The organism is Iodobacter sp. (genome assembly GCF_025352645.1).
In the GTDB taxonomy this organism is placed as follows: Bacteria; Pseudomonadota; Gammaproteobacteria; order Burkholderiales; family Chitinibacteraceae; genus Iodobacter.
In genome coordinates this window covers 1-26412 of the sequence record NZ_JANXSO010000036.1, presented here as the reverse complement: position 1 = coordinate 26412, position 26412 = coordinate 1, and the positions used below count along the sequence as shown (strand labels likewise).

The 26412-nt window shown below is 46.7% G+C and carries 19 protein-coding genes; 10 read left to right on the top strand and 9 right to left on the bottom strand.

Features of this window, described 5'->3' with window-relative positions:
• Window positions 1-10: 10 nt before the first annotated feature.
• Window positions 11-1453, bottom strand: a complete 1443-nt coding sequence (locus Q0R17_RS04585; RefSeq protein WP_293932546.1) for a PLP-dependent aminotransferase family protein — start codon at window positions 1451-1453, stop codon at window positions 11-13.
• Window positions 1454-1645: 192 nt separating this feature from the next.
• On the opposite strand from Q0R17_RS04585, the gene Q0R17_RS04580 reads away from it, so the two are divergent.
• The 4 genes from Q0R17_RS04580 (at window position 1646) to Q0R17_RS04565 (ending at window position 6036) form a co-directional block, all read left to right on the top strand.
• Window positions 1646-1933 carry a hypothetical protein gene (locus Q0R17_RS04580; RefSeq protein ID WP_293932544.1) on the top strand — a complete coding sequence of 96 codons (288 nt, stop codon included), beginning with the start codon at window positions 1646-1648 and terminating at the stop codon, window positions 1931-1933.
• Window positions 1934-2092: 159 nt separating this feature from the next.
• Complete coding sequence (locus tag Q0R17_RS04575) at window positions 2093-2362, top strand: DUF2798 domain-containing protein (RefSeq protein ID WP_293932542.1); 270 nt, start codon at window positions 2093-2095, stop codon at window positions 2360-2362.
• Between the two features lie 408 nt (window positions 2363-2770).
• Window positions 2771-4144, top strand: coding sequence for a tRNA 5-hydroxyuridine modification protein YegQ (gene yegQ, locus Q0R17_RS04570; RefSeq protein ID WP_293932540.1), 1374 nt, complete (start codon window positions 2771-2773; stop codon window positions 4142-4144).
• 239 nt (window positions 4145-4383) lie between these two features.
• On the top strand, window positions 4384-6036 hold the full coding sequence (locus Q0R17_RS04565) for a methyl-accepting chemotaxis protein (RefSeq protein WP_293932538.1): 1653 nt from the start codon (window positions 4384-4386) through the stop codon (window positions 6034-6036).
• Between the two features lie 89 nt (window positions 6037-6125).
• Here Q0R17_RS04565 and Q0R17_RS04560 read toward each other — a convergent pair whose 3' ends face one another.
• The 3 genes from Q0R17_RS04560 to Q0R17_RS04550 all read right to left on the bottom strand — a co-directional run bounded on the left by Q0R17_RS04560 (window position 6126) and on the right by Q0R17_RS04550 (window position 9663).
• Window positions 6126-6695, bottom strand: coding sequence for a DNA-3-methyladenine glycosylase I (locus Q0R17_RS04560; RefSeq protein WP_293932536.1), 570 nt, complete (start codon window positions 6693-6695; stop codon window positions 6126-6128).
• Between the two features lie 285 nt (window positions 6696-6980).
• Window positions 6981-8021 carry a TRAP transporter substrate-binding protein gene (locus Q0R17_RS04555; protein ID WP_293932534.1) on the bottom strand — a complete coding sequence of 347 codons (1041 nt, stop codon included), beginning with the start codon at window positions 8019-8021 and terminating at the stop codon, window positions 6981-6983.
• Between the two features lie 10 nt (window positions 8022-8031).
• Window positions 8032-9663 (bottom strand): NAD(P)/FAD-dependent oxidoreductase, encoded by a 1632-nt coding sequence (locus tag Q0R17_RS04550; RefSeq protein WP_293932532.1) that lies wholly within the window; start codon window positions 9661-9663, stop codon window positions 8032-8034.
• 180 nt (window positions 9664-9843) lie between these two features.
• Between Q0R17_RS04550 and Q0R17_RS04545 the strand changes: the two genes are divergently transcribed.
• Both Q0R17_RS04545 and Q0R17_RS04540 read left to right on the top strand, forming a co-directional pair.
• Window positions 9844-13632, top strand: coding sequence for a response regulator (locus tag Q0R17_RS04545; protein WP_293932530.1), 3789 nt, complete (start codon window positions 9844-9846; stop codon window positions 13630-13632).
• Between the two features lie 84 nt (window positions 13633-13716).
• The gene (locus Q0R17_RS04540) at window positions 13717-14625 is read left to right on the top strand and encodes a diguanylate cyclase domain-containing protein (RefSeq protein ID WP_293932528.1); all 909 of its coding nucleotides are present in this window, start codon (window positions 13717-13719) and stop codon (window positions 14623-14625) included.
• A 47-nt stretch (window positions 14626-14672) separates the two neighbouring features.
• Here Q0R17_RS04540 and Q0R17_RS04535 read toward each other — a convergent pair whose 3' ends face one another.
• Entirely contained in the window at window positions 14673-15488 is an 816-nt protein-coding gene (locus Q0R17_RS04535; protein WP_293932526.1) for a flagellin, read from the bottom strand.
• A 184-nt stretch (window positions 15489-15672) separates the two neighbouring features.
• Here Q0R17_RS04535 and Q0R17_RS04530 point away from each other — a divergent pair, with 184 nt between their 5' ends.
• Together Q0R17_RS04530 and Q0R17_RS04525 are read left to right on the top strand one after the other, a co-directional pair.
• On the top strand, window positions 15673-16986 hold the full coding sequence (locus Q0R17_RS04530; protein ID WP_293932524.1) for an anaerobic C4-dicarboxylate transporter family protein: 1314 nt from the start codon (window positions 15673-15675) through the stop codon (window positions 16984-16986).
• Window positions 16987-17073: 87 nt separating this feature from the next.
• Entirely contained in the window at window positions 17074-17469 is a 396-nt protein-coding gene (locus tag Q0R17_RS04525; protein ID WP_293932522.1) for a hypothetical protein, read from the top strand.
• Between the two features lie 140 nt (window positions 17470-17609).
• Here Q0R17_RS04525 and Q0R17_RS04520 read toward each other — a convergent pair whose 3' ends face one another.
• The 3 genes from Q0R17_RS04520 to Q0R17_RS04510 all read right to left on the bottom strand — a co-directional run bounded on the left by Q0R17_RS04520 (window position 17610) and on the right by Q0R17_RS04510 (window position 21697).
• Window positions 17610-19916, bottom strand: a complete 2307-nt coding sequence (locus tag Q0R17_RS04520) for a Tex family protein (RefSeq protein ID WP_293932520.1) — start codon at window positions 19914-19916, stop codon at window positions 17610-17612.
• A 259-nt stretch (window positions 19917-20175) separates the two neighbouring features.
• Window positions 20176-20880: an ABC transporter substrate-binding protein gene (locus Q0R17_RS04515; RefSeq protein WP_293932518.1), complete on the bottom strand. Its 705-nt coding sequence runs from the start codon at window positions 20878-20880 to the stop codon at window positions 20176-20178.
• A 142-nt stretch (window positions 20881-21022) separates the two neighbouring features.
• On the bottom strand, window positions 21023-21697 hold the full coding sequence (locus Q0R17_RS04510; RefSeq protein ID WP_293932517.1) for a glycerophosphodiester phosphodiesterase: 675 nt from the start codon (window positions 21695-21697) through the stop codon (window positions 21023-21025).
• Between the two features lie 54 nt (window positions 21698-21751).
• Between Q0R17_RS04510 and Q0R17_RS04505 the strand changes: the two genes are divergently transcribed.
• Window positions 21752-23956: a patatin-like phospholipase family protein gene (locus tag Q0R17_RS04505; protein ID WP_293932515.1), complete on the top strand. Its 2205-nt coding sequence runs from the start codon at window positions 21752-21754 to the stop codon at window positions 23954-23956.
• 25 nt (window positions 23957-23981) lie between these two features.
• Window positions 23982-24260, top strand: a complete 279-nt coding sequence (locus tag Q0R17_RS04500) for a PsiF family protein (protein ID WP_293932513.1) — start codon at window positions 23982-23984, stop codon at window positions 24258-24260.
• A 109-nt stretch (window positions 24261-24369) separates the two neighbouring features.
• Here Q0R17_RS04500 and Q0R17_RS04495 read toward each other — a convergent pair whose 3' ends face one another.
• Window positions 24370-25929, bottom strand: coding sequence for a hypothetical protein (locus Q0R17_RS04495; RefSeq protein ID WP_293932511.1), 1560 nt, complete (start codon window positions 25927-25929; stop codon window positions 24370-24372).
• Window positions 25930-26412 lie beyond the last annotated feature (483 nt).

Genomic DNA, 26412 nt, shown 5'->3' with positions numbered 1-26412 from the left:
CCTAGTGGGCTTAGTAGGCTAGTTCGGCAGTGTTGTTGCTCATGGCGCTAATTAATTCACCTAAGCTTTGCAAAGCACGATCAATTTCTGGGCTAAACGGCCAGCCGCAGTTGATGCGAATAAAGTGCTCAAAGCGCTTGGAGTTTGAAAACATCAACCCAGGGGCAATCAAAATTCCTTTGTTCAGTGCCGCATCAAATACCCGCTTTGAAGACAACTGCCCAGGTAGCTCTACCCATAAGGCTAGCCCACCATTGGGCATATTTAGCCGTGTTCCTGCCGGAAAATATCGGGCAATCGCCTCTGCTGTGCGTTCACGCTGGGTTTTAAGCGTGCTGCGTAATTGACGCAAATGCCGATCATAAGCACTAGATGCCATATATTCTGCAGCAGCAATCTGCGACCAAGCTTCGTTATCGCGGGTTTGGGCGTATTTCAGCATCTCAATTCGTGCCTGCCAGCGCCCACCTGTCATCCAGCCTAAGCGCATGCCGGGGGCCAAAATCTTATGTAGCGACGCGCAGTAAATCACATTGCCGGTTTTATCCCGCGCCTTAATTGCCCGCAGCGTGATGTCATCGTTTACCAGCTCGCTATAGGTATCGTCCTCGATCAACGGGATATTGCGTGCTTCGCACAATGCGGCCAGCCGGTCTTTATGTGCCTCGGGCATGATGCTGCCCAGCGGGTTTTGCAAATGTGGCACCACCACCACGGCTTTAATATTTTGGTAAGTCTGGCAAGCCAGCTCCAGCGCCTCAATAGAAATGCCGGTTTGCGGGCTGGTGGGAATCTCAATCGCCTGCATGCCTAAGGTTTCTAAAACCTGTAATAGGCCATAGAAGGTGGGCGATTCTACCGCGATGGTGTCGCCAGGTTGAGCCACTGCCCTTAGCGCCAGATTCAATGCTTCGATACAGCCGTGGGTGACAAGTACCTTGTCGGGTGAGATGAGCACTCCCATTTTCATGGCACGTTTGGCCAGTACCGATCTGAATGCTAACTCTCCTTTATTGGGGACCGCATTAACAAATAGATTGGGCGTTTGCCGCAGCGCCCGTATGGCAGCATTTTTAAGTGCTTCGCCTGGGTATAGGTCGGGAGAGCAACGTGCTACAGAAAAATTATGCTTAATGGGCTGTAACCTACCTCGCGCAATAAAATCTGATACACGGGCATGAATCCCTACATATTGCGCTGGATCGATATTCAGCTGCGGCTCGGTAACCGGTTTGATTTGCATACGGGGGCGAACAAAATAACCAGTGCGTGGCTTAGCCTCTAGATAGCCATCTGATTCAAGCTGGCGGCAGAGCTGCAAGGCGGTAGAGAGGCTGATGTCGTGCATGCGCATCAGCTCCCTTAGGGATGGCATGCGCTCGCCAACCTTGAGCGCACCTGCAAGGATAGCGGCCAGATAATGTGCGGCCCAACGCTGATAAAGATAATCCATAGCTGCCTCTGCTTTTTATCTTAAGACCATCATGCTTTAAATCATGCCTTTGCCATAGATATAGATGGCTAAAAATCACAGCATAACAGCGTGTATTTTAGGCTTCTGCTGCGTAGCAGATACCCCCATCTTGTCGCTGTTTTTGCATTTAGCTACGTAATAAAATAGCTTGCTCTACATGGGAGCTTCGCAATGGAAAAGCAGTTATTACGCAAAGGGCAGATGCTACGTGGTTATTTGAGAGCTGGAACACAGATTGTGGTGCAGCATGGCAAGCTGCACCTGCAACTTACATCGCATTACTTGGGAGAGTTATTGCTGCCTCAAACTGTGATGTTAGCGGAGGGTGAGGCGTTCCTGATTGAAGAGGCTGGCTGGGTGAGCTGCACAGGGGATAGTGTTTTTATAATTTATACCCCACCATTGTTGATTAAGCGCTGGACTTGGAAAATTCAACAATGGGTAAGTCTATTGCAGTGATATTTGTGTTTTGATATGATAATTGCGTAAATCATCTCTTGATTTGCCGTAAGCGTTTACGTCAATCAACGCGCCAAAGCCGCCGGACATGTCCGGTGCTTGTCTCTTTTGCTATTAGCAAAAAGAGGGCGCTTGCTTGTTCGGCTTATGGAGTCTGCTATGAAATCTTCAAATTCTTCCTCTCTTGCTACAAAAGCTGGGCTAAAAGTTCCGGCTAAGTACGCGCACTTTGTGCTGCCTTTTTTACTTTCTATTTTTATGACCTGCGTTGTTTCTTTGATTAGTACTTTACGTGGTGTTGGCTTTAGCTACCGGCTGTTTGAGCTATGGCCTAGTGCATGGGGCCTGTCTTGGTTAGTTGCATTTCCTACGCTTTTATTGGTGCTGCCCTTGGTAAAAAAGCTAACGGTTTTGCTGGTAAAGAACTAATTTTTAAGACGCTGGTATTGTGATGGTTTTGTTGCCAAGCTGAGCAAATTAGCCTTGTATGGCCTACTGTAGCTGGGGCTCAGCGCTTGTTTCGCTGAGCCTCTAGCCGTTATTTCTACCGCTTATCCCCGTTCAGGGCGAACAAGGCTGTGTACGTCCTGTGGACAAGTTAGCCAAGTCCTTGCTCTGGCAGGTTTTTTTTGCGTTGCTTAAATTTTAAGCAACGCATTTTATTATCCAATAAATAACCCTGTAAGTCCGTGGATGGCTTGTGGATAAGCCTATTAAGCTGCTGTTTTCAGATGTTTTTTTGCGGCTGATTAAAAAATAGGCAAAGAAGACCGTGCTATAATCGCGGTTTTTCCTCGCTTGAATTGCATAATTCAGGCCGCACGAGACACTACGCCCATGAAAGCCCCTGAACTTCTCCTCCCCGCTGGCACTTTAGATAAAATGCGTGCTGCCTTTGATTTTGGCGCTGATGCGGTTTACGCCGGCCAGCCGCGCTATTCGCTGCGCGCACGTAATAATGAATTTAAGCTTGAACAAATTGGCCAGGGGATTATTGAGGCGCATCAGCGGGGCAAGAAATTCTTTGTTGCCAGCAATATCCTGCCGCATAACGCCAAAGTAAAAACTTATTTAGCGGATATGGAGCCAGTGATCGCCATGAAACCCGATGCGCTGATCATGGCCGACCCAGGCCTGATTATGATGGTGCGGGAGAAATGGCCTGAGCAGGTCATCCATCTTTCGGTGCAGGCCAATACGGTGAATTATGCTGGGGTGAAGTTCTGGAAATCGATGGGGCTGGAGCGGGTGATTTTATCCCGTGAAATGAGTCTTGATGAAGTCGAAGAAATCCGTCAGCTTTGCCCAGATATGGAATTAGAAGTGTTTGTACACGGCGCGCTATGCATTGCTTATTCTGGCCGCTGTCTTTTATCTGGCTACTTTAACCACCGCGATCCTAACCAAGGCACCTGTACCAATGCCTGCCGTTGGGATTACAAAATGAATGACACGGTGGAAGATGACGCTGGCGATGTAAAACCACAAGTGATTCAGTTTGATTTTAATAAGGCCATGGCAGAGGCGAATCAAAGCTTTGCCGCCTGTGGTGGTGCTGAGCGCCATCCTGCTGCCGATAAAACCTATTTAATTGCCGAGCAAAGCCGCCCAGATGAGCTGATGCCGATTCTGGAAGACGAGCACGGTACGTATATTATGAATTCCAAAGATCTGCGTGCGGTGCAGCATATTGAGCGTCTCAGCAAAATTGGTGTGGATTCGCTAAAGATTGAAGGCCGGACTAAATCGCTTTACTACGTGGCGCGTACTGCTCAGGTGTATCGCCAAGCGATTGATGATGCGGTGGCGGGGCGCCCGTTTAATCCGGCGCTGTTGGCAGATCTAGATGGCTTGGCCAACCGTGGTTACACCGATGGCTTTTATCAGCGTCATTACACCCACGAGGCGCAAAATTACCTGGATGGCCATTCCAAAGCCAAACAAAGCCAGTTTGTGGGCGAAGTGATTAGTATTAAAGATGGCTGGGCTAAAATCGAAGTGAAAAATCGCTTTGCCGTTGGCGATCAGCTAGAAATCATTCACCCAAGTGGTAATCGGATTATTACCTTGGCAGAAATGCGTGATAAAAGCGGCAAGCCTTGCGATATCGCCGCAGGCAATGGCGTGAAAATCTCTATTCCTATGGAAGAGGGCTTTGAAAAGTCTTTGATTTCACGCTTATTTACCACGGAAGAAATGGCTGCCTTGTGATAAATCCCGAGGAGCGATCTGAGTAAGTCGTCGTCTCTGAGGGTTTTAGTCGGAGATCCAGTATCCGTGCTGGATTTTCGTCTTAGCGCAGTTGTGAATCAAACACTAACAGCCCCTAGGCGTGCCGATTGCTTTTTTATTGAGTCATTAATTAAATTAGCCAAGTCTAATCTAATACCTTGCCACTCCCTGCACTTAAGCTATCGTTAAAGCTGCTGTTGACAATAGGGGTGGCATAAATGAATTTTTTTTCGCGTATTAATTTGCGCTTCAAATTGCAACTGGCCTTTTTGCTAGTCTCATTTCTAACCATTGGTGTTTTCACTGCTAAGCAAGTGATACTCACCCGTGAAGCGGCCTTAAATAAGGTGGATGCCCAGCTGACCGCTGCGGCTCAAGCCTATGTTTATATTATTGGGCGCGATTACCCCGATACATTGCCAGACAGAAGTAAGGTTGATCTTGCCGCCAAGCGGCGTGAATCGCTTTTATTGACCGAAGCGGCCCACTTTATGGATGTGATGTATATCTATGGCTTTACTGTGATCGATGGCAAAGTGTTTTATACCCAAGCCTCTATGGCTGAGGCCCAAGTTGCCGATAAACAATTTGACTTCTACCTTAAACCAAGTGATGTACCGGCTGAAGAGCCCGCTGTCTTGTTGGCCTTACAAACAGGCAAGGCGCAATTTATAGAAACAGATGACCCAATATATGGGCACTTGCGTTCGATTATCTTGCCGCTTAAAACCTCTAAAGGCTTGCCATATGTGGCCTGTGCCGATATGAATGCGGATGTGATCGCCGCTTCGGTGCAAAAGGCGGCACTAAGCGCGGTGCTAACGGGGGCCGTGATGTTGGCTCTGGCTGTAGTGGTGTCTGCCTTACTAGGTAATTTAATCTCTAAGCCTCTGACCCGATTACGCGACATGATGCAAAGCCTGACTCAGGGCAATGGGGATTTAACCATCTGCTTGCCGGTGCAGTCACAAGACGAAATCGGCGAAATTATTTTGCATGTCAATACGTTTATGTCACAGCTCAGGACGATGTTTCTGAGTGTGCAGCAAGAAACGGTGAAGCTGGTGGAGGGGGTACGCAGCATTGATGAGTTGGCGCAAACCTTGTCTAGTGACGCTAATACTCAGAGTAATATGGCAGCATCCGCAGCAAACACCATAGAATCTATTACCCATAGTATTAATCAAATTGCTTCCAATACCCGTGAGGCGGATGAGGTTGTACAGAGTACTGGGCATTTATCTGAGGAATCGGCGCAATCAGTGGAGCGGGTGGCTGATGAAATTGCCCGAGTGGCCGCGCATGTAGAAGAATTGTCCGCTGTAATGAATGCGCTGGATAAACGCTCAGAGCAGATCAGTACCATTGTTGGCGTAATTAAAGACATATCGGATCAAACTAATTTATTAGCGCTCAATGCAGCAATTGAGGCGGCCAGAGCTGGTGAGCAGGGGCGTGGTTTTGCGGTGGTGGCGGATGAGGTGCGAAAGCTAGCGGAACGCACCGGTCAAGCAACCGTAGAAATTGGGCAAATGATAGGTGCCATGCGTGAGCAATCGCAGCAGGCGGTGACTAGTATGGGCAGCACGTATAGTGCTGTGCGTGGCGGGGCAAGCTTGGCGGGTGAGGCCTCGCTACAAATTCGCAGTATTCGCCAGCGGATGCAAGAAGTGGTTATGCGCACCCAAGATATTGCTAAGTCGGCCAATGAGCAGTCAGCGGCAACCACTGAAATGGCTCGCTCTGCAGAAAAAATCAGCGCCATGGCACTAGAGGGTAATGCCTCTTTGCAAGAAGCCCGCGTTGTTATCGCTAATTTAAATGCGCTGGCGGGTGAGTTGCGCTTGGTGGTTGGGCGCTTCAAACTCTAAGTGACTGCGGGTTCAAATTTTCTGCTGTTTGGATTTTTAAAGAGTGCCTCATAGAGGCCTCTTATCTCAACTTGATTGCTACTCCGCTCTTAACTAGGATGACGCTTCCAGCAATCGGGGCTGTGGTCATCCACCATGCCGCTAGCCTGCATAAAAGCGTAGCAAATGGTGGGGCCAACAAATTTAAAGCCGCGTTTTTTAAGCGCTTTGCTCATGGCTTCCGATTCAGGGCTGGTGGCAAGGGCATCTTTAGGGCTTGTCCAGTGGCTGATGATGGTTTGGTGGTTTACAAACTGCCAGAGAAAATCTGCAAACGAGCCTGTTTCTTCGCGAAGTTTCAAATAAGCTGTGGCGTTGCCAATAAAAGCCGCCACTTTGGCACGGTTACGGATAATGCCTGCATCGCTCAGCAGGCTAGCGACTTTTTCTGCGTCGTAGTTGGCCATTTTCTGCGCGTCAAAACCATCAAATACTAGGCGGTAGTGAGCACGCTTTTTTAAGATGGTGATCCACGATAGCCCCGCCTGCGCGCCTTCTAGGCATAACAACTCAAACAGTGCTTGATCATCATGCAGCGGCACGCCCCATTCATAATCGTGATAGTTTTGGTAGAGCGGATCGTCGCTGCACCAAGCGCAGCGGTTTAAAAGAATAGGCATGGTGTCCAAGGGATGAGATGAGTGATTCACTGCAGCTTACTAGAGGGGCTTGTGGATATCTTGGGTTTTATCCCCTAAAACCAAGTGCTGTGCTGTGGATAAGCTGTTGATGTTGTGCTTAAGTTGCTGTTTATTTGAAGATAAATAGAACTGCTTATTTTTTGTGCACCGCTACTTAACGGTCATTGTTTTGTAAAGATACTGTGTTATTCGGCGATTTTAAAGCTGATAAAGCATGGCGAACCATGACTTCAGTCAGGCACGCGGGGGATCAAAAGCACACAGCTATTCTACTAAGGATATGTTTAGCAACTTTCCTATGCTTTTATTCCATTCATTCACACACTCTTTGCCGCAGCGCTCGGCCCAGCGCTTAAGTACAACTTGTTTTACTGTTTTGGCTAATCGCGCTTCATCGTTTGCGCTGGGGGTGATGAGCGTCATTGATCCTTGCTCGGCAAGGCTGCAGTTTTTCCCCGTGTTGCAGGCGATCCCCAAGGCCGTTTGTGTATCAGCGGCTTGCCACAGGTCATCCGCGAGCTTTTTGATACCTGTTTCAATACTTTTTTGATCACGTTCTTCAATCTTTGCCCATGAGGCTTGATTTACCCCAAGCATCACCACGCTCCAGCCTAACGGCAAATTGTAGATATGCGTTGCAACTTGATAAAAGTGCGCCGTGTGGGCGGCTAGCGCCGAAGTAATCAGGCAATCTAGCTGCTTATCTTTCATTTTGTTATACACCTGATCAAAAGGAATACTGAGCGTGATTGCGCCGTAGGCTTCGATTAGATCGCTGGTGGTACGCATACTGACACGTACTTTTTTGCCCTTTAGCCCCTCTAGGTTTTTAACTGGGCTATTGCACATTAAGAGTTGGGCAGAATAGGGCCACATCGCCAGTACTTTAATGCCATGCTTTTGTTCAAAATACTGCTCGAGCACGGGGCGGTAGCTGTTAACTACATTGCGCTCCATCTCAGCATTGATGGTTAGCCCAGCAAGATCCACAGCCTCTGCCCGTGGATCTTGCTCGGAGATATACGCCAAGATGGTGGTGCCAAAGTCAGTCATCCCTAGCTTCATCAAGCGCAAGACTTCGCTGCCTTTTAAGCCCACATCATTAAACGCGTTGAGGCTTACTTTGATTCTGCCTTGGCTTTGCTTGGGGAGTTGCTCGGTCCAGAAAGGTTTTTCATAATCTTTAAACTGGCTCAGCATGCTCCAAGAGCCAATGGCTTTAAGTGGCTCGGCGGCGGGCTCTTCTTCGGCGTGAAGGTGAGGGCTGAGGAGCAGCGCTACGATGATGGTTAATTTAGTCCACATTTCGGAATCCTTAGCGCTGCAACACGGGGGCGGCGACACATTTGCTGTAGTCGTGCTGATGTGGGCTGAGGGCAGGCATGGCGCTGGCGCGTAATGGGCTGAGTGAGTCATCACCCAGTAGCTGTTGGCAGGCGAGTAGCGCAGAGTCTAAAGCGCCCACAATCCAAGTGTGATGCACGCTTAAATGCTCTCCCGCAAAGTAAATGTGCTGCTCTGGTTGCCGAGCGCTATTAAATAACTGCCTAAATTGCCCTGGGAAAAACATCGCATCCCCAGTGGCCCATTCGGATGGCCAAGCCACATCATAGGATTCGATAAATTCGGCCTCTATATCCACCGTATCTTGGTAGAGATTTTGTAAATCTCTGATTGCCAGCCGTATTCGTTCTTCTTGGCTTTGAGGCAGCCAGTTGTAGGCATCACTCATCCATGAATACAGCAGCAGCACACCGGCTCCCGAATCGCCAAGGCCGTAGGAGGGATAAACGCACCAGCGCATCGGTAAATCCGTGGCAGACTGCCCGCCCATAGCGGGGTGTGCTCCCTGCTCCCAGAAACGCGTTTTAAAGCGTAAGCCAATTTTATACAGAGGCTCGTAATGCATAGCACGAATCGCTTGCATCTTGGTGGGAGACCACTGAGGGGTGTCTATCATGCGCAGTGCCGCAGGCGGAATTGCCATAATAACGCGGTCAAAAATGGCGAATTCGCCCACATCACCGTAATGCACCGCAACGCGGCCATCCGTCAGGTTTTCAATTTGCCGAACAGGAGTATCCATTGAAATGGCGTCCTCACCCATTAACTGGGCACAAGCATTAGGCAACCTATCCATGCCATTGGCAATGGTGCGCCATTTAGCACCAGAAAAATCCATGCTTTCAATCACCAGCTCGGTAAAGCTGCTGTGAAACTGATTGGTGGCCGAGGTCATGACCTCTACATAATTAACTTTCTCCATACTCCAGCCTGCAATTTCTGTTAGATAGGTATAGAGCGAGTAATTATCGTACTGCACAATTTTGGCAAAGCCTAAGTCGAAATCGACTTCTAGTAAGTCGAAAAAGGGTTGCAGCACTTCATCAAGTAGCTGTGAGGCTGTTTTGTTACACTCATCGGGTGGCAGCTTAAAGCCAAGCGCTTCTGGATGCTGATTGGCGTAATCCAAAGTCATCGTGGAGCCACTAAAAGCCCGCTTGCCATTGACATACACTAAGTTGCCACTTGGATCATATAAATTATAAGGAATAAGCTCGATATTAGATTCGGGAGCACCTTGTTCATTTAAAAAGCCAATTAGATCAAATACTGGCTGTTGCTCAGGGGTTTCTGGCAAGCGCATTGCACCCGCTTCAAAATACTGATTGGGTTCATGATTAAAGCGATGGGTATACACGCGCCCGCCTAATCGAGTGGGGTGTGCCTCATATAAATGACAATCTATCCCCCGACTTTTAAGCAATAAAGCCGCATACAGCCCCGCCATGCCCGCACCAACAATACCCACTCTTAATTGATTAGCATTAGTTTGCTTTTCAATTTTAGGCTGTGTTGCGCGAGCGTTAAGCCAAGCTTCATATGCTGCCCGTAATGATGGTTGCTTGCTGGGAATATTTGCGAACATAAGCGAAGCGTTTAGCATGTTTGGCTCCAGATAACGGTTACACATAATTGACGTCATAGCGCATGTAAAGATGATTTTAAAATCATATATCTCATTTGAATGTAAGGTATTGGAAATTTTAAAGAATGTTTCTATTCGGTAGATTAATATTCAAGAAAGTGAAATGAAACCTAGGCTGTTTTGCTGGAGATGGGGGTAATGCCCACACAACAACGATTATTCAGGCAGTCGATTGCGCTGCGCCTTCGCTTAGCCTTTGGTGTGGTTGCTGCAACGACGTTATTTGCATCGGGCGCTGCTTTATGGGCGTTTCATTCTGTAGACAGCACGTACTCGGTGGTTTCTAAGCAAAGTTTCCCTGCAGCGATTGCTTCCGCCCGTTTAGAGGCCAGTAGCTTGGAGTTTTCATCCGCGCTAGCTAGCCTTGCGAATGCCCAAAATTTGCCAGCCCGAGACAGCGCCTTATCCCGCGTTCAGCTAGCGCTATCAGATCTACCTAAGCAAATTGATGCTTTGGCCTTGAGCCGCACAAAAGATGCTGAAACGCTAACTACCTTAGTACTTGAATTATCAAAAAATGTACTTCCAACGGATGAGTTGGTGATTCAGCAATTGCTGTTGAGCGAGCGAAAAAATATTATTTTGCAAAACACGGGTGACGCTCAGCAGCGATTTTTGCAGGCGATTGATCCTATTTTGCTGGCTAAAAATGCAGATTTGCTCTCGGCAACTAGGCGAGCATCGATTGCTGCAGGTGCCTCCGTCCATTCTTTGATTGATACCGAATTTTCAGAATTGCATGCCTTACAACAGGCGCGGGCTGAGGCCTTTCGTTTGGCCGCGGTGGTTAGTGAGCAAGGTGAAACGGGCTTGGCAAAACGGGGTATGAGCTTACTTGCGGGCATGCAAGCCAATTTACTGCACGCTGATCCCTTAGCCCAAGAGGCTGGAAAAAACTTAGCGGCAAGTTTGCATCGCCCTTTGCTTGATGTAAGACGGGAGGTTGCACGATCGGTGGCGATATTTGATGCGGTTTTAGTGCCCTTAATTAGTCAAACCACTCTAAAAATGATTTCACGCAGTGATCAAATCACGCTTGATTCCACCAATGCCGTGGTGGTTTTAGTCGCTGAGCAGGTGGCATCTTTAAGTGCTGTGCAGCATTTTCGGGGGGATGTGGTGTTGCTAGCTAGTTTAATTGCCCAAGCTGCCAATGCCCAAAGTTTAATTCGCTTAGAAGAAATAAAAAAAATGTTTGAGCAGGCTACGGCTAAGGCTAAAAAAACATTGCTTGAAATTAAACATAGCGATGAATTGAAAAATTTACATCGTGAGCTATATAGTCTGATTCTTTTAGCCGAGGCAGAAGATGGTGTATTTTCTGTTAGCTTTAAAAAAATTAAGTTAGATAATGAATTACAGCAGCTTATTATAAAAAATCAGATGGCTACTCAATTACTCGTTAATCAAGCACAATCAACTGAATATGCACTAAAACATGAGCTAAATGGAGAAATGTCAACGCTATCACAGCGATTAACTAAAAGTACATGGCTTTTGGCTGGGCTTACATTTTTTAGTTTGCTGATATCACTTGGAATTGGTTCTATTTATATCAGAAGGAGGATTAGCTCCAGATTAGTCAATTTATCTAGCAATATGCAGAATATTGCCGATGGGCATTTGGATGTGGAAATTAATACCAGTGGTCGAGACGAAATTTCTGTTATGGCACAAAGCTTATTGGTATTTAGAAATGCCAGTGTTTTATTAAGGGCTCAATCAGCAGAATTAGTTGTGTCGAGGGATCAGGCAGAAGCCGCTTTGCAAGTTAAAGGCGATTTTTTAGCCAATATGAGTCATGAAATAAGAACGCCTTTAACTGCAATTCTGGGTTATACCCATTTGCTCTTTGATACGCCTCTCGCCAATAGGCAACGAGATTACTTGGCAAAGGTGCAATCATCGGCTAATTTATTGCTTGGGGTGATTAATGATATTTTGGATATTTCAAAAATAGAAGCGGGTAAATTAGAGTTAGAAGAGTCACCATTTGATTTGTTTCTCTTACTAGAAAATCTAGCGGGTGTTGGTGTTATTCAGGCAGAAAAAAAGAAATTGGCACTGGTTTATAGTGTGGATGTGAATGCACCTCAGTGGCTGATTGGTGATTCTTTGCGCTTAGGGCAGATATTACTTAATTTAATTAATAATGCGATTAAATTCACCGAGTCGGGCGAGGTTGAATTAGCGGTGTCTTGTTGTAATAAAGGCAATCAAGAATTTGAGTTTAATTTTAGTATCCATGACTCAGGAATTGGAATTAGTCCTGAGGTATTAAACCGTTTGTTTCAGCCTTTTACTCAGGCAGATTCATCCACCACTCGGCGCTTTGGTGGCTCGGGCCTAGGATTGGCGATTAGCCAGCAGTTGGCGCATATTATGGGTGGGGGGATTAGTGTTGATAGCACGCTTGGAAGAGGATCTAGTTTTAAATTTTCACTTTGTTTAAAACAAAGTAATCAAGCTGCAATGCTCATCCCTCAATATTTAGGGCGCCGAGTTTTACTGGCCGAAGCACATACGGCAACACGAATTCAGTTGTGTTTGTATTTAGATAAAATGGGCGTGCAAGTTAAAAGTGTTTGCACTGCTGTTGAAGTAGTGCAGGAGCTAGAAAGGGTGCAGCAGCCTTATGATGTGCTCATTATTGATGCTTATGTATTAGAAAATACGAATATAGAGGCGGTGCAAAAAATATGGGATATCCGTGCAAAAATGGCGACGGTTTTTCTGACCTCTGTATTAAGTCATGATGAAATAATGAACCGTTGGGGTCCGCATTCTCCTGTTTATTCTTTAAGTAAACCTATTATTGCGCATTCACTATATGCGACAATAGAATCTAGTTTGGAATTAAACAACGCTGCCATTTCAAAAATGATACTTTCCCCTAAATCTGAGCCATTACTGGGGATGCGTATTTTATTAGCAGAAGATACTCCATTATTAAGTGAAATGAGTACGGCTCTATTAAGCTCCTTAGGCGCGGTAGTGGATTCCGTTGAGAATGGGCGTGAGGTGGTTGATCTTATTTTGCAGCAGCAAAAAAAATACGATGTGATTTTAATGGATGTGCAAATGCCTGAAATGGATGGTATGGAGGCAACGCGCATTATTCGGATGAAATTATCCCCAGTAGATTTACCCATTATTGCCTTAACTGCACATGCCATGGATGCAGAACGCCGTCGTTGCTTAGAAGTAGGAATGAATGACCATCTGGCAAAACCCATCAATCCTCAGCATTTGTTGAAAGTCTTGTTACGTTGGATAGGAAGTAATGTGAGCGACACAAACTTGTTATTCGCTACTGATAATGTAGCAGAGGCCCTGCCCGAGCTGGCAGGGCTTGGTTTAGATAAGGCCTTAGAGCGTTTAGGTAGTTTGGCATTATTAAAACGCATGTTACCTAGGCTGCGTGATCAATACGCCGATACAGCCCCACGGCTACTGCTATTGCTCACGAAAGGGGAGCTGTTTGAGGCGGAGCGTTTGGCTCATTCTCTTAAAGGCGTGGCTGGTACATTAGAAGCTTTACCTGTCTATCATTTAGCTCAAAAATTAGAAGATCAGCTGCACCTTGGGCATACCGAGGTAGATGCCTTGCTGACTGAGTTAAACACCGCACTGGGCGTGGTGGTGGCAAGTATTGATGCTTGGCTAGGAGAGAAGGGCTCGGATGAGTTGCTTGTTGAAGTGCCAAGTGGCGGCGAAGAGCTTACCTTGGTAAGAGTGAGTGAGCTAGACGAGCTGCTTAGGGTAAGAAGTTTGCGTGCGCGTAAGTGCTTTTTAGAGCTACAAACGAGCTTGCGTAAGCTTAATAAAAGTAAGGCGCTGGTGATGGCACAAGCTTTGGATCAGTTAGATTTTCAAGCGGCAAGGAATGCATTGCAATCCTTTGATATAAAAAGTAATTTTGGATAAGTTATTTAAGTTAATGAGCGTGGAGCATCGGGCTCTTAAAGTTTATGACCAAGTTTGAAGCCGTTTAATGTATTGGAGCTTGTCTTGATTCACCAGCCTATTGTTCTTATTGTCGATGATGAGCCTAGTAATATTGAAATGTTGGCAGCCATGCTGGATGATCAATATGAGCTGAGATTTGCCGTAAGCGGCCATGATGCATTAATTGCACTGAAAGAGTTGCCTAAGCCGGATCTCATTTTATTAGATGTGATGCTGCCGGATATGAATGGCTATGCCATTTGTGAAAGAATCAAAGATGATCCTCTTTGTGCCAATATTCCTGTAATCTTTGTGACATCTTTGGGCGATCCTGAGCAAGAAGAAAAAGGCTTTGCCGTAGGCGGTGCTGATTATATTGTGAAGCCTTGCCGAGCATTGAGTATTAAGGCGCGTATTCGCAATCAGCTTGAAATGAAGCGCACCCGAGAGCTTTTGCATCGTCTTGCAATTACCGATGCTTTAACTGGGCTAGCCAATCGTCGTCATTTTGATGAGGCTTTAAAACAAGAGGCACAGCGATTACAAAGGCAGGGTGGGCAACTTTCCTTGGTTTTAATCGATGTGGATTTTTTTAAGCGATACAACGATAGCTATGGACACCCCGCAGGGGATGAGTGCCTAAGACGTATTGCTGGTGTGATTACTACCGAGCTACGCCGCCCCGCTGATTTAACTGCCCGCATCGGTGGTGAAGAGTTTGCCTGTTTGTTACCAGAAACAACCTTAGCAGGCGCGTATGTGGTGGCGGAGCGCATCAGGCAAACGGTGCAAGCATTAGCAATGCCACATCAAGCCTCAACGATCTCTGAATTTGTGACGGTGAGTGTTGGTGTTGCAGTTTCTAATGGTACAGACCCAAGCCATCTGTATCAGCGCGCAGATATTCAGCTTTATATTGCCAAAACATCGGGCCGCAATTGTGTGGTGCAAGATGAACTGGCGCTTATCTAGGCTTTACCTAGATAAGGTTTATGGATCAGCACCGTTGCAAATTAAACCTAGGCGGATTTAAGCAAAGACAATACTTGTTGTGGGGCTGCGTTTGCTTGCGCCTGCACGGCTGTATTGGCTTGTGTGCGGATTTGTTGCTGCGCTAGGTTTGCAGTGCTGGCTGCGTAATCTGTGTCTGCAATCCGGCTTTTTGCTGCGGAAAGGTTTTCTGCGCGGTTTTGCAAATTGGCGGCGCTTGCTGTGAGCCGATTACTGACTGCGCCATAATCGGATCTGGCACTAGAAACCGAGGCTAAATCGCTATCCAGCTTAGATAACGCCTGCCCAGCAGATGCGGCACTGGATAAATTGATTTGCCCTGAGCTGCTATTAAGTTGAGTCAGGTCAGGCCTTGAAATAGAGAGCTGATCACCCGCATTGGCACCTGCCTGAAAATTCAAATTCCCCTGGCCTTGCAGCAAAGATTGGCCATTAAAATTACTGTTTTGTACGATATCGCTATTAGATAAAGCCAGTTGATTGGCTTCTTCTTGAATGGCGGATCGATCTTGGCTACTGAGCGTGTCGTTGCCCGCCGCAACGGATAGTTCACGGATACGCTGGGTATTGTCTTGCAGGCTTTCAAGTGCACCATCGGCAACTTGGGTGAGTGAAATGCCATCATTAAGGTTAGATATAGCCTGATTGCTGCCGGCAATTTGCGCCGCAAACTGCTCGATCAGGATGGTGCTAGCAGGGTCTGTTGTTGTGCTGCGCTGTGCAGAGGAAAGCTCACTAAGCGTATTGCCGAGCGCTTTTTGTGTACCACTTAAGCTATTTTGCGCATTCAGCGAGGGCAGGTTAGTTGATATACCGATAGCCATGACGTGTTCTCCCAGAAGTTCCTACTTAACCATACTCTGCTGCGCGAATAGCTTCAATCATCGCACGCCATAACACAGACCTGTGGTCACTATCTTTAAATTTGGAATAGGTTTGCGTTACCTCATTAGAGTTTCATCATGGGCATGGCAGTATGCCCATTGGCATTTTATAAGGATATTGATTGTGATTGCTTTACAGTTTTTGGTAGTTATTGCTGCCATCTTGCTTGGGGCAAGGCTCTCTGGAGTCGGCCTTGGGGTGATGGGAGGTTTAGGCTTGGCAATCTTGGTATTTATCTTTGGTTTACAGCCGACCACCGCTCCCATTGATGTCATGCTCATGATTCTTGCCGTTATCACCACGGCTGGGTGTTTGCAGGCGGCAGGTGGGATGGATTTTTTGGTGCGCATTGCTGAAAAACTGCTGCGCAAAGATCCCAAGCGCATCACCTTGTATGCGCCCTTGGTGACTTATTGCTTTACTCTTTTTGCAGGCACTGGCCACGTTGCCTACGCCGTATTGCCCGTGATTGCCGAAGTTGCGCATGAATCGGGGGTACGGCCTGAGCGGCCTTTATCTATTGCGGTGATTGCATCACAAGCCGCCATTACGGCAAGCCCTATTTCTGCAGCAACGGTGGCATTGCTTTCTTTGCTTTCCCCTGCTGGGATTCATTTGGGTGATATTTTACAGATTGCTATTCCAGCCACGCTATTGGGAACCTTGGCTGGGGCGTTTGCCGCAAGCCGGCAAGGCTGTGAATTACAGCTTGATCCGGTTTACCGCGAAAAATTAGAGCGGGGTGAAATTCAAGCGCTGCAAAAGGCAGAACAACTACTGCTGCCTAAAGAGGCTAGCCGTTCGGTATGGGTTTTTCTGCTTGCGGTGATTTCGGTGGTGATGCTAGGTACTTTTCCAGCCTTGCGCCCTAGCTGGGATGTGGCGGGTAAAAGCGTGCAGCTCGAGATGTCTCAAGCGATTGAAATTGTGATGCTGTCTGCTTCTGCGCTGATTTTATTGTTTTGCAAAGTAAAGCCAGATGAGGTGGTGAAGGGATCGGTATTCCGCGCGGGCTCTGCTGCTGTGATTGGGATTTTTGGTGTGGCATGGATGGGGGATACGTTTATTCACGCCAATATGGCGCTGTTTTCTGGATCAGTAAAAGAGATTGTGATGGCACAACCTTGGTTGTTCTCGATTGCCTTGTTTGGTATGTCCATCATGCTTTATTCGCAAGCTGCAACGATTCGCGCTTTGCTACCTTTGGGGATCGCCTTAGGCATACCTGCCCCCGCTCTTATTGCTATGTTTCCTAGCGTTAATGGTTACTTTTTTATCCCTAATTATCCAACCGTGATTGCGGCAATTAACTTTGATCGCACCGGCACAACCCGAATTGGCAAATATTTACTGAATCATAGCTTTATGCTGCCAGGGCTAGTCTGCTCCGTGGTTTCAGTGGGTTCTGGCTTCGCTTTGGCACGTATCCTCTTGTAATATAAAGAATATTACCTTTAACTCTGGGTAATGCTCACTGGCCGGATCTAAGAAAAATCGCAGATGATAGGGGCTATGGATGCCCAAATGCAAATCTCAGCTCCGGCTAGGAGCCCGCGCAATCAACTTGATGTTGCGAACCAAAAGCAGCAGTTTCGCTTGCAAGGGTTGGCTGCGCGCGCCGAGGCCGAGATTAAGGCACAGCAAGTTAGCAATCGTGCTAATCAAATAGCAAGTGCTCCCGCTCCCTCAGATGAGCAAGCAAGAAATATCGCCAGTAGCAAATCGGTAGAAAATCAATTATTGCAGTCACAAATTTGGATGGCTCCCGCTATCTATGCAGCTCAGCAAGCAAACACTAGGCAGGAGACGCCTTTTCATCCTCGGCAAGCGCAGCGGGTTGAAAATGCGCTGGCAAAGTATCAGGCTATTGCCTCCATTGGGGAGGCCGAGTCTGCGGCAGGCTTGGCAACCAGCGCTTAGCCTGGGTTAAATTGATTTTGAAGGCGCTGATAAAGAGATAACTTGGGCTTGATAAGCCTAGGGGTTGTTGACGTTTCTCGGCTCAGCGCAATTGCGAATGAAACGTCAACAGACCCTAGCCCAAGTTATATTTCATCCTTTTACCGCTTCGTTTTTAAAGCCGCCAATGCTGCAGCCATTGCGCCTTGGGCTTCTGGCTGGCGCTCCACTATTTTCCTGTCTTTTGGTGTCATGCTTTGCTTGGCCATATCCGCGCTTGGCGCTACGCTATCACTCAGGCGCATGGTCAGTGCAATGCGTTTGCGGGGCACGTCGATTTCAAGCACTTTCACTTTAACCACATCGCCGGTTTTAACCACTTCACGCGGGTCTTTAATAAAGCGGTTGGCCAGTGCCGAGATATGTACAAGGCCATCTTGATGCACACCAATATCAATGAATGCCCCAAAGTTGGTCACATTGGTCACTACGCCTTCCAGCACCATTTCCAGTTTCAGGTCAGAAATTTTTTCTACGCCTTCGGCAAAGCTGGCCGTTTTAAACTCTGGGCGTGGATCGCGGCCGGGTTTTTCCAGCTCGCTCAGAATATCTTTAATGGTGGGCACGCCAAATTGCGCATCGGCCAGCTCGCTGGGGTTTAGGCTTTTGAGCAGCGTGCTGTCGCCAATAATTTGGCCGATATTCTTGCCAACCTTAGCGATGATTTTTTCTACCAACGGATAGGCTTCTGGGTGAACCGCTGAAGCATCTAGTGGATTACTGCCCGCCATCACGCGTAAAAATCCTGCCGCCAGCTCAAAGCTTTTATCGCCAATACGCGGTACTTTTAGCAGTGCTTTACGTTCTGCAAAAGCGCCGTGTTGATCGCGATAGCTCACAATATTGGCCGCCATAGTGGCCGTTAGCCCAGAGACGCGGCTTAGCAGCGGCACCGACGCCGAGTTTACATCCACCCCCACCGCATTTACGCAATCTTCAATCACGGTATCGAGCATTCTAGCCAGCTCATTTTGGTTTACATCGTGTTGATACTGGCCTACGCCTATGGCCTTGGGGTCGATTTTTACCAGCTCTGCCAGCGGGTCTTGCAAGCGCCGGGCAATCGATACCGCGCCACGGATGCTGACATCCAGCTCTGGGAATTCTTTGGCAGCCAGCTCGGACGCGGAGTAAACCGATGCCCCCGCTTCAGACACCACCAGCTTTTGCATCGCCAGCTCAGGCAGTAGCTTGATCAGCTCAATGGCTAATTTGTCGGTTTCACGGCTGGCCGTGCCATTGCCGATTGAGATGAGCTCTACGCGGTGTTTTTTTGCTAGCGAAGCAAGGGTCGCGAGCGCATCGTTCCACGCTTTGCGCGGCTCGTGCGGATAAATCGTTGCGATATCGAGTAGCTTGCCAGTGCGGTCTACCACGGCCACTTTTACGCCAGTACGCAGCCCAGGGTCTAGACCGATGGTGACTTTGGGCCCAGCAGGCGCGGCCAGCAGCAGGTCTTTCATATTGCTGGCAAACACTTTAATGGCTTCAATATCAGCCTGCTCGCGCAGCTGGCTGAGTAGTTCTGCCTCTAAGCTAGTAAAGATTTTAGTGCGCCAGCTCTGGCGTACGGTGTCATTCAGCCATTTGTCGGCAGGACGGCCTAGGTTTTGCACGCCAAAGCGCTCGGCAATGCGCATTTCACAGCTATTTGGGGGCGCATTACGCAGGCTAGCAGCCTCTAATTCCTCGGGTAGCAGCACCGATAATTGCAAAACGCCTTCATTTCTACCGCGCAAAATCGCCAAAATACGGTGCGATGGCATGGCTGATATTTTTTCATGGTAATCAAAATAATCGGTAAATTTAGCGCCTTCTTCTTGCTTGCCTTCAATCACGGTTGTTTTGCTGCTGGCTTGGCTATGCAAATGGCTACGCAGCTTAGCAATGAGCTCGGCGTCTTCGCTAAAGCTTTCTATTAAAATGGCGCGCGCGCCCTCTAGCGCCGCTTTGGTGTCCGTGATATCTGCATTCAGGAAAGTGCTGGCGGCGTGTTCTGGATTGAGATTAGGGTTAGCCAGCAGCTGTTCGGCCAGCGGGGCGAGGCCCGCTTCTCTGGCGATGAGTGCTTTGCTGCGGCGTTTTTGTTTGAATGGCAGGTAGAGGTCTTCTAAGCGCTGTTTATTATCGGCGCTAAGCAGCTGGATATTTAGCTCTGGGCTAAGCTTGCCCTGCTCGGTGATATTGCTGATGATGGCGCTACGGCGCTCTTCTAATTCACGTAGATAGCTAAGGCGCACTTCCAGATTACGCAGCTGGGTGTCATCCAGCCCGCCGGTCACTTCCTTGCGGTAGCGGGATATAAAAGGAACGGTGGCACCGTCGTCTAATAGCTGAACTGCCGCTGCAACTTGGGCGGGGCGGCAGACGATTTCGCTGGCAATACGTTGGTGAATTGAAGGCAGCATAAGGCAGATTCTAATAAGGGCATGAAGATCTGCATTTTACGGCTTTTTTCACTGATGTTATGTAGAACAATTTTGCATCTACAAAAAGCACAGAAGGTAACCTCGAAAAACCCATCTGATCTCATAATACTGCGTTCTGCTTTAAAAAAATCTCCTTACATATCAAACATACGCAGCGTCTATTTTTTAAAGTGCTGTCTTATTTAGCAATATAGATTTTTCGAGGCCCCCAGAAAAGAGAGTGAATTTAGCCTCTTCTTTATTTTTCTTGATTAATTTGCTTGCGAGTTTCATCAAGAATTTTTTGAAAATCACCAGTGTCCTTCATTTTTTTTAAGCCTAGATTAAAACGGGCGATCAGTTCCTCAGCACGGGGGTGTTTGTTCCAAATAACCACATGCATTGGGGCGATCCAAAAAGCTTGTTTCTGCCAAGTAATTTGTGCACGTTTATCTGCGGGGAAATTTTGCTGCAATAAATATTGCCCTACTTCTACATCGATAGGAAACAGATCAATATGACCTGCAAGCAGTTTGCGAAAGCCAGTAATATCATCTGTGCCGGTATCCGTTATTAATACATGTTGTTTTTGGAGTTGAGCAAATTCTTCAGAATAAAAATTGCCTAAAGTAATGCCAATGCGTGACTTTTTTAAATCACTGAGCTTTTCCCATTTTTTTTTTGCACCTACGCGCTCAAAGAAAACCATATTGGCAGAAAGAACGGGATCGGTATAAAGCAGATCTAATTGCCGCTCTGCCGATATGGCCCAGCCAAAGCTACCATCTAAAATCCCCTTGCGTGCCACTTCTAAGGTGCGATTATTGGGGTAGAACTCATAGCTAACTTGAACATTTTCTCGGGCAAAGGCCTCTAAAACTAACTTAGAAAAAATACCATAAGAAGCTAAATTTTTCCCCATATAGGGAGCCCATTCTTGATTGGAAAGGCGAATTTTAATCATATCATTAGCAGCAAAAAGATGAGGGCTAACGATTAACAGTAAATTTAATATGCAATTACGAGTTATTAAATGCATTTTATTCACCTAACTCATTAAAAAATAAGAACGGTAGGTTTTGTTTACCCAGCGCCAGCAATATGGCTTATTGCCGCGCGATTGGAGGCGTTAAGCCAATAAATTCTGGATAGTCAGTAATAATGCCTTGTAAGGAAAACGTTTGGCAAATAAGGTGCTCGGCTTCTGTTTGTGCGCCATAGGCAAAGTTATTAAACCCCTGCGCATGGCTTTGTTGGATTAACTCATTGTCTAGGGCTTCGTAATCCCACACTAAGGTACGTAAACGTGGGTAGGGTAAAGCAGAGAGGAGGAGTTCGTGGATTTGTGCTGGGCGGTGAGCAATGAGCAAGCCGCAATCAATTTTTAATTCTTTAGCTACACTTATTATAATTTCATGGCGAAAAGAGGTGATAAGCAGCTGGTGATGATCAACATAGTTTTTTAGTATGCTCATGCAGCTAGGTAATACGGATGGGGTTTTTATTTCAATATTCCAATAAGCATCTGGAAATGCATCGAGCGCTTCGGCTAAAGTAGGGACTAAATAGCCGGCTAAATGAGACAATTCATTCCGACTTAATGCTGCTACCGCTATGCCATTTGGGGCATTTCTATCGTGGTATAAAATGGCCTCGCCATCGGCGGCCAGCCTAACATCTGTCTCTATTCCTTTAAAACCTGCGGTTAAGCTTAATGCAAAGGCTGCAAGCGTGTTTTCTGGAGCTGTACGGTGTAAACCGCGATGTGCAAGTCGCAACATAGAATGGGTTACACTCTTGAAAAAAATTGATGTTTCAATAATAGGATGCGGTGCATGCTTCGTGCTAGAAGTTTTCTGAATAAATCCGGCATTATTTGTTTATTAGCAGTGATGGGCCTATCGCAGCTTGCCTCTGCAGCAGATCGTCCTCGTATTGGCTTGGTGCTGGGCGGCGGCGGCGCACGTGGCTTGGCCCATATTGGTATATTGAAGGTACTTGAAGAAGCACGAATCCCTATTGATTGTGTCGTGGGGACCAGTATTGGCTCCTTAGTTGCGGGTGCTTACGCTGCAGGCCGCACACCGGCTGAAATGGAAAAAAGGGCAACGGATGCCAATTGGGATGATTTATTAAGCTCTAGTTTACCTAGGCAATTAAGCGCTATTCGTAAAAAACAAGATGATAAGCTCAATTTAGTGGGCATTGAGTTGGGGCTTAGAGATTCTGGCGAAGTGGCTCTGCCTTCTGCTGCAATTAGCACACAAAAAATTGAATTATTTCTACGTGAAATGACTTTTGGCGGCACGATTTCATCTTTTGATGCGCTAGCGATTCCCTATCGGGCGGTGGCGACTGATATTGAAAACGGTGAAATGGTGGTACTAAAAGATGGGGATATTGTAACCGCCATGCGGGCAAGTATGGCAGTGCCAGGCTTGTTTCCTGCGGTTGCTCAAGGTTCGCGCTTATTAGTGGATGGGGGATTGGCGAGAAATGTGCCGGTGGATGTAGCCCGCTCACTTTGTGCTGATGTGATTATTGCCGTGGATGTGGGCGCTCAGCCTTTAAATAGAGAAGACATTAATAGTATTTTAAGTACTGCCGATCAATATACGCGCTTAATGGTGGCACAAAATGTAAAGCCGCAATTAGATAGCCTTACTCCACGTGATATTTTGATTACGCCTAATTTAGGTGGCTTAAGTTCTTCTGATTTTAAACGTGGTAAAGATTTGATTAGCAAGGGAGAAGAGGCCGCAACGCTCAGCTTATATCAGTTGAGTAAATATGCTTTGCCTGAGGCAGAATATAAAGCTTGGCAACAGCAAAGATTAGCTAAAAAAATGGCACCGCAGCCTGTGCAAATGGTTGAAGTAACGCCTATGCGCAAAATTAATCCAGACGTTTTGAAAGAAGCGGTTGATGTGCGAATTGGCATACCATTAGAGTCAGAGATTTTTCATAAGCGCTTATCTGAAGTCTACGCTCGAGGAGATTTTTCTCAGTTAGATTATGAGCTTACAGATCACGATGGTGCGCAGCGTCTTACTTTAATTCCAATAGAAAAAGATTGGGGACCTAATTTTCTTTCCTTTGGTTTGGGAATGGGGACTGATTTTGAAGGTAATAATCCATATAGCTTAACGGGCATGTACCGCCGTACGTGGATTAATTCTTTAGGGGCAGAGTGGAAAAACTCGTTTAGGGTTGGGGACACAATGGAGTTTCAATCAGAGTTTTATCAGCCATTGCAATTAGATGGTTATGCTTTTATTGCACCCTCTGTTCAGTTTAAATCTAGCCCTGTTTCTATCTGGAGGAATGGCGAAAATATCGCTCAATATCGTTATACACAATCAGGCATTGGTATTGATTTAGGATCAAGTTTGACGCGCTTTGGTGAGGTGCGTTTAGGTGTGGCGTATCAGCACTATGATGCAGTAAAGCAAATCGGAGAAAACCTAGGCTCCTATGATGTTATGGGGGATTACGGTGTTCGTATGAGTATGTATTATGATCAATTAGATAATCTTAATTTTCCCTCAAAGGGCAATTTATTTCATCTATCTTCTTATTATGCTTTACAAGGGCAAGGTGATTTTAAGCCCTATGGCCGAGTGATCTTAGATGCTCAGCATGCGTTTTCTGTGGGGGGTGTAAGAGGTAACTTTGCTGTACGCGGTCATTACTCGCATAAAGACGCGCCATTTTTGCCAGATTCACAGTCGCTGGGTGGTTTTTTAAATTTATCTAGTTATCGCAAAAATGAATTGCTTGGGGAAAACACCATTTACGCCAAGGCGCAGATTTATTCACCGGTGACTCTATTAGGGTTGAGCGTAGGGGGCAGCTATTTGGGGGCGGCATTTGAAGCTGGCCGCACGTTCAATCCCTTAAATGATGATAAAGATGGTTGGCATAATTCAGTAACAGGGTTTTGGGCTGCAGACACCTACCTCGGGCCTTTTTACTTAGGCGCTGCTTATGGGGATAATAAAAAACTGCGTTATTACTTGATGCTGGGAAATCAGTTTTAATTTGTTTTTTTAAAGGGAGATGGCGATGTTGAAATTAAGTTTAGTAGCTAGCTTGTTGGCGCTGTGTGTTGGCAGCGCTTATGCGGGCCCACAGCAAGAAAAAATGGCAACGTGTAATAAAGATGCAGCCACGCAATCCTTAAAGGGCGATGCACGTAAATCATTTATGAGTAGCTGTTTAAAGGCGGCCCCTGCCTCAGCACCCATGACTCAGCAAGATAAAATGAAGCAATGTAATAAAGACGCAACGGGTAAAAAAGGTGATGAGCGTAAAGCCTTTATGAGCTCTTGTTTGAAGAAATAAACCAGCGGCCAGATGCAAAGTCTGGCCGTTATTGAGTTGCGCTGCTGGAGGCCCCTCTTCTGATCACTTTTTTGCGCACCCCTTACCCTATATGGCACACGTTTACTTATTAGGGCAGGGGAATATACGTCAAAGCATCACGAAAAAATACTCGCTCGCTTGGGCGTAATTCAAATAGCAAGGCGCGCAATCGCTCTATGATTTGATAGGCGATGAGGCTTGCTCCCTGCTCATATACACAAAACCATGCTGCTTCTAGTAAGAGATTGGCTAGCTGTAAAGCGGGGAAGTTGACACGGCCACTGTCGTATTCTTCTAGCGTAAATTGCGCCCAAGAAAACCAATTGCTAAAGCCTTTACTCGCTGAAAATGGGGCTGGGAAAGGTTGTAATGCCGTGGCCGCTGCTGTTAATGATAAAGGCTGTTGTAGGCGAAATGCCTCTAAGGAAGCCGCACCCTCAGGCAAGCAATTACCGCGTGCAATGCGCAGGATAAAAATGGTGTTCCACGCTGAGGCACTACCAACACCAAACCGATCACAAATCCATTCTGATAAGCCTAGCCAGCGCATGGCCTGAACTTGCACGCTTGCTTGAGTGAGCTTTAATAATTTGAGTTGGCTAAATAGCCATAAACACCAGCCGATATTAGCTGCCACGTGTTGTACGGCATCAATAGAATCGGCCTCACATGCGGCTTCTAAGGCATAGCTTAGCGCTTGTAATGCAGCATCGGCGGATTCTTGCCGCAGCGTACAGCCTTCGGCCATCGCGTCATATTTGTACAATAAGGCACTTAAATTAAGGTATTCAAAGCGTACGCGAGGGTTGTAGCGCACCACAGGGCCAAGTGTGGTTGAGGCTTCTAGCTGAAGCAGTAGCATGCGTGCTGCTTCAATATCGCTATGAGTATAGCGATCCCATGCGTGTACGATTTGTGCCATTGCCGCAAATGTGGGCTGAGCACTTGCTAATTGTCCCACCGCAATAATATGTTCAAAGCGCTTTAAGGCTTGTTTGCTCTCAGGCAATAAATCGCTGCGACGCCATGCCAGACTGGCTTTCATCAGGGCGAGCGCCTGCTGAAAATCATCGTGGGCGCACTCTTGAGCAAGCAAAAATGGATCACTCATGCGTAAAGCGGCTGGACGGACAAAGCCATCGTGACCTTCACGCATTCCTTGAGTGAGGTGCTTCCAAAAACTCATATCCTGCATGACATAATCCACACCCTTGCGCTCACCTGATATGCCCATTCTGGGTAGTGCAGGGGTTGGTAATCCTAAAAAGGTTGCCAGGTCGCAGGGGGTTAGGCTTACGCCTTGCTGGGTAAATTTTAGGCATTCTAAGCTGTTCTGCGTTAGCCAAAACGGCCCTCGGCTGCGTTGTGCCGGATTTAACATCGCGACATTTAGCTGTTGATCATGCCCCCAGCCTACGGTGATGTGTAGGCGTGAATATTCTGCAAATGCGCGTGAAATTAACATCCGAATAGCTTGTGCCTGTGGAAAATTAGCGCGGATGATGGCGGCAGTTAAGAGACGTTTTTCGATTTGCTGAGCGTAAACCATGCGCACTAACAACCACAGGGATTGGTAACGTAGGGGCTCATCCCCAGCCAGGTAAGGCGTAGATAATTCAATCACAATTGGGGATAGTGGTTTAGTCATAAATACTTTAAATAAAACAATCTATGAAGCGTTGAAGTAAATAACTTAAATACCCTGTATGCAATATGTGTAAATAAATTTTAATTTGCAATACAGTACCACATTCAAATAATAAACGAGCGGTTTGTGTATTTGAATTTATTAACTTCAGCTTGGTTACACATGTTACAAAATAGCATATTTACCAAATGGTGTAGCTTTTATTATTATGTGTAACTCGATTGACTTACACATTAATGAATAGGGTATTAAATATGCTATTAAAGAAATGTTTACTTATAATTGGACTACTATTTTCTATGGCTAATTCTGCGCATGCGTTTCAGCCTGATTATAAAAACCTACCTGATTATGTCTCTTGCTCCGGAACCCTTGATTTAGCAATTCGTGCGGCGTAAAGTGAACGAACGTTCTGCTTTACGGAGGTGAATCATGTCCGTCAATGGCATCCAAATGCAAAAGGGCTTGTCTTTGCCTGAGTTC

What these genes read in the sequence shown, in the direction of transcription:
- Q0R17_RS04585 (WP_293932546.1), bottom strand. Translation starts at nt 1,453, where the DNA reads ATGGATTATCTTTATCAGCGTTGGGCCGCACATTATCTGGCCGCTATC.
- Q0R17_RS04580 (WP_293932544.1), top strand. Translation starts at nt 1,646, where the DNA reads ATGGAAAAGCAGTTATTACGCAAAGGGCAGATGCTACGTGGTTATTTG.
- Q0R17_RS04575 (WP_293932542.1), top strand. Translation starts at nt 2,093, where the DNA reads ATGAAATCTTCAAATTCTTCCTCTCTTGCTACAAAAGCTGGGCTAAAA.
- yegQ (WP_293932540.1), top strand. Translation starts at nt 2,771, where the DNA reads ATGAAAGCCCCTGAACTTCTCCTCCCCGCTGGCACTTTAGATAAAATG.
- Q0R17_RS04565 (WP_293932538.1), top strand. Translation starts at nt 4,384, where the DNA reads ATGAATTTTTTTTCGCGTATTAATTTGCGCTTCAAATTGCAACTGGCC.
- Q0R17_RS04560 (WP_293932536.1), bottom strand. Translation starts at nt 6,695, where the DNA reads ATGCCTATTCTTTTAAACCGCTGCGCTTGGTGCAGCGACGATCCGCTC.
- Q0R17_RS04555 (WP_293932534.1), bottom strand. Translation starts at nt 8,021, where the DNA reads ATGTGGACTAAATTAACCATCATCGTAGCGCTGCTCCTCAGCCCTCAC.
- Q0R17_RS04550 (WP_293932532.1), bottom strand. Translation starts at nt 9,663, where the DNA reads ATGCTAAACGCTTCGCTTATGTTCGCAAATATTCCCAGCAAGCAACCA.
- Q0R17_RS04545 (WP_293932530.1), top strand. Translation starts at nt 9,844, where the DNA reads ATGCCCACACAACAACGATTATTCAGGCAGTCGATTGCGCTGCGCCTT.
- Q0R17_RS04535 (WP_293932526.1), bottom strand. Translation starts at nt 15,488, where the DNA reads ATGGCTATCGGTATATCAACTAACCTGCCCTCGCTGAATGCGCAAAAT.
- Q0R17_RS04525 (WP_293932522.1), top strand. Translation starts at nt 17,074, where the DNA reads ATGCAAATCTCAGCTCCGGCTAGGAGCCCGCGCAATCAACTTGATGTT.
- Q0R17_RS04520 (WP_293932520.1), bottom strand. Translation starts at nt 19,916, where the DNA reads ATGCTGCCTTCAATTCACCAACGTATTGCCAGCGAAATCGTCTGCCGC.
- Q0R17_RS04515 (WP_293932518.1), bottom strand. Translation starts at nt 20,880, where the DNA reads ATGATTAAAATTCGCCTTTCCAATCAAGAATGGGCTCCCTATATGGGG.
- Q0R17_RS04510 (WP_293932517.1), bottom strand. Translation starts at nt 21,697, where the DNA reads ATGTTGCGACTTGCACATCGCGGTTTACACCGTACAGCTCCAGAAAAC.
- Q0R17_RS04505 (WP_293932515.1), top strand. Translation starts at nt 21,752, where the DNA reads ATGCTTCGTGCTAGAAGTTTTCTGAATAAATCCGGCATTATTTGTTTA.
- Q0R17_RS04500 (WP_293932513.1), top strand. Translation starts at nt 23,982, where the DNA reads ATGTTGAAATTAAGTTTAGTAGCTAGCTTGTTGGCGCTGTGTGTTGGC.
- Q0R17_RS04495 (WP_293932511.1), bottom strand. Translation starts at nt 25,929, where the DNA reads ATGACTAAACCACTATCCCCAATTGTGATTGAATTATCTACGCCTTAC.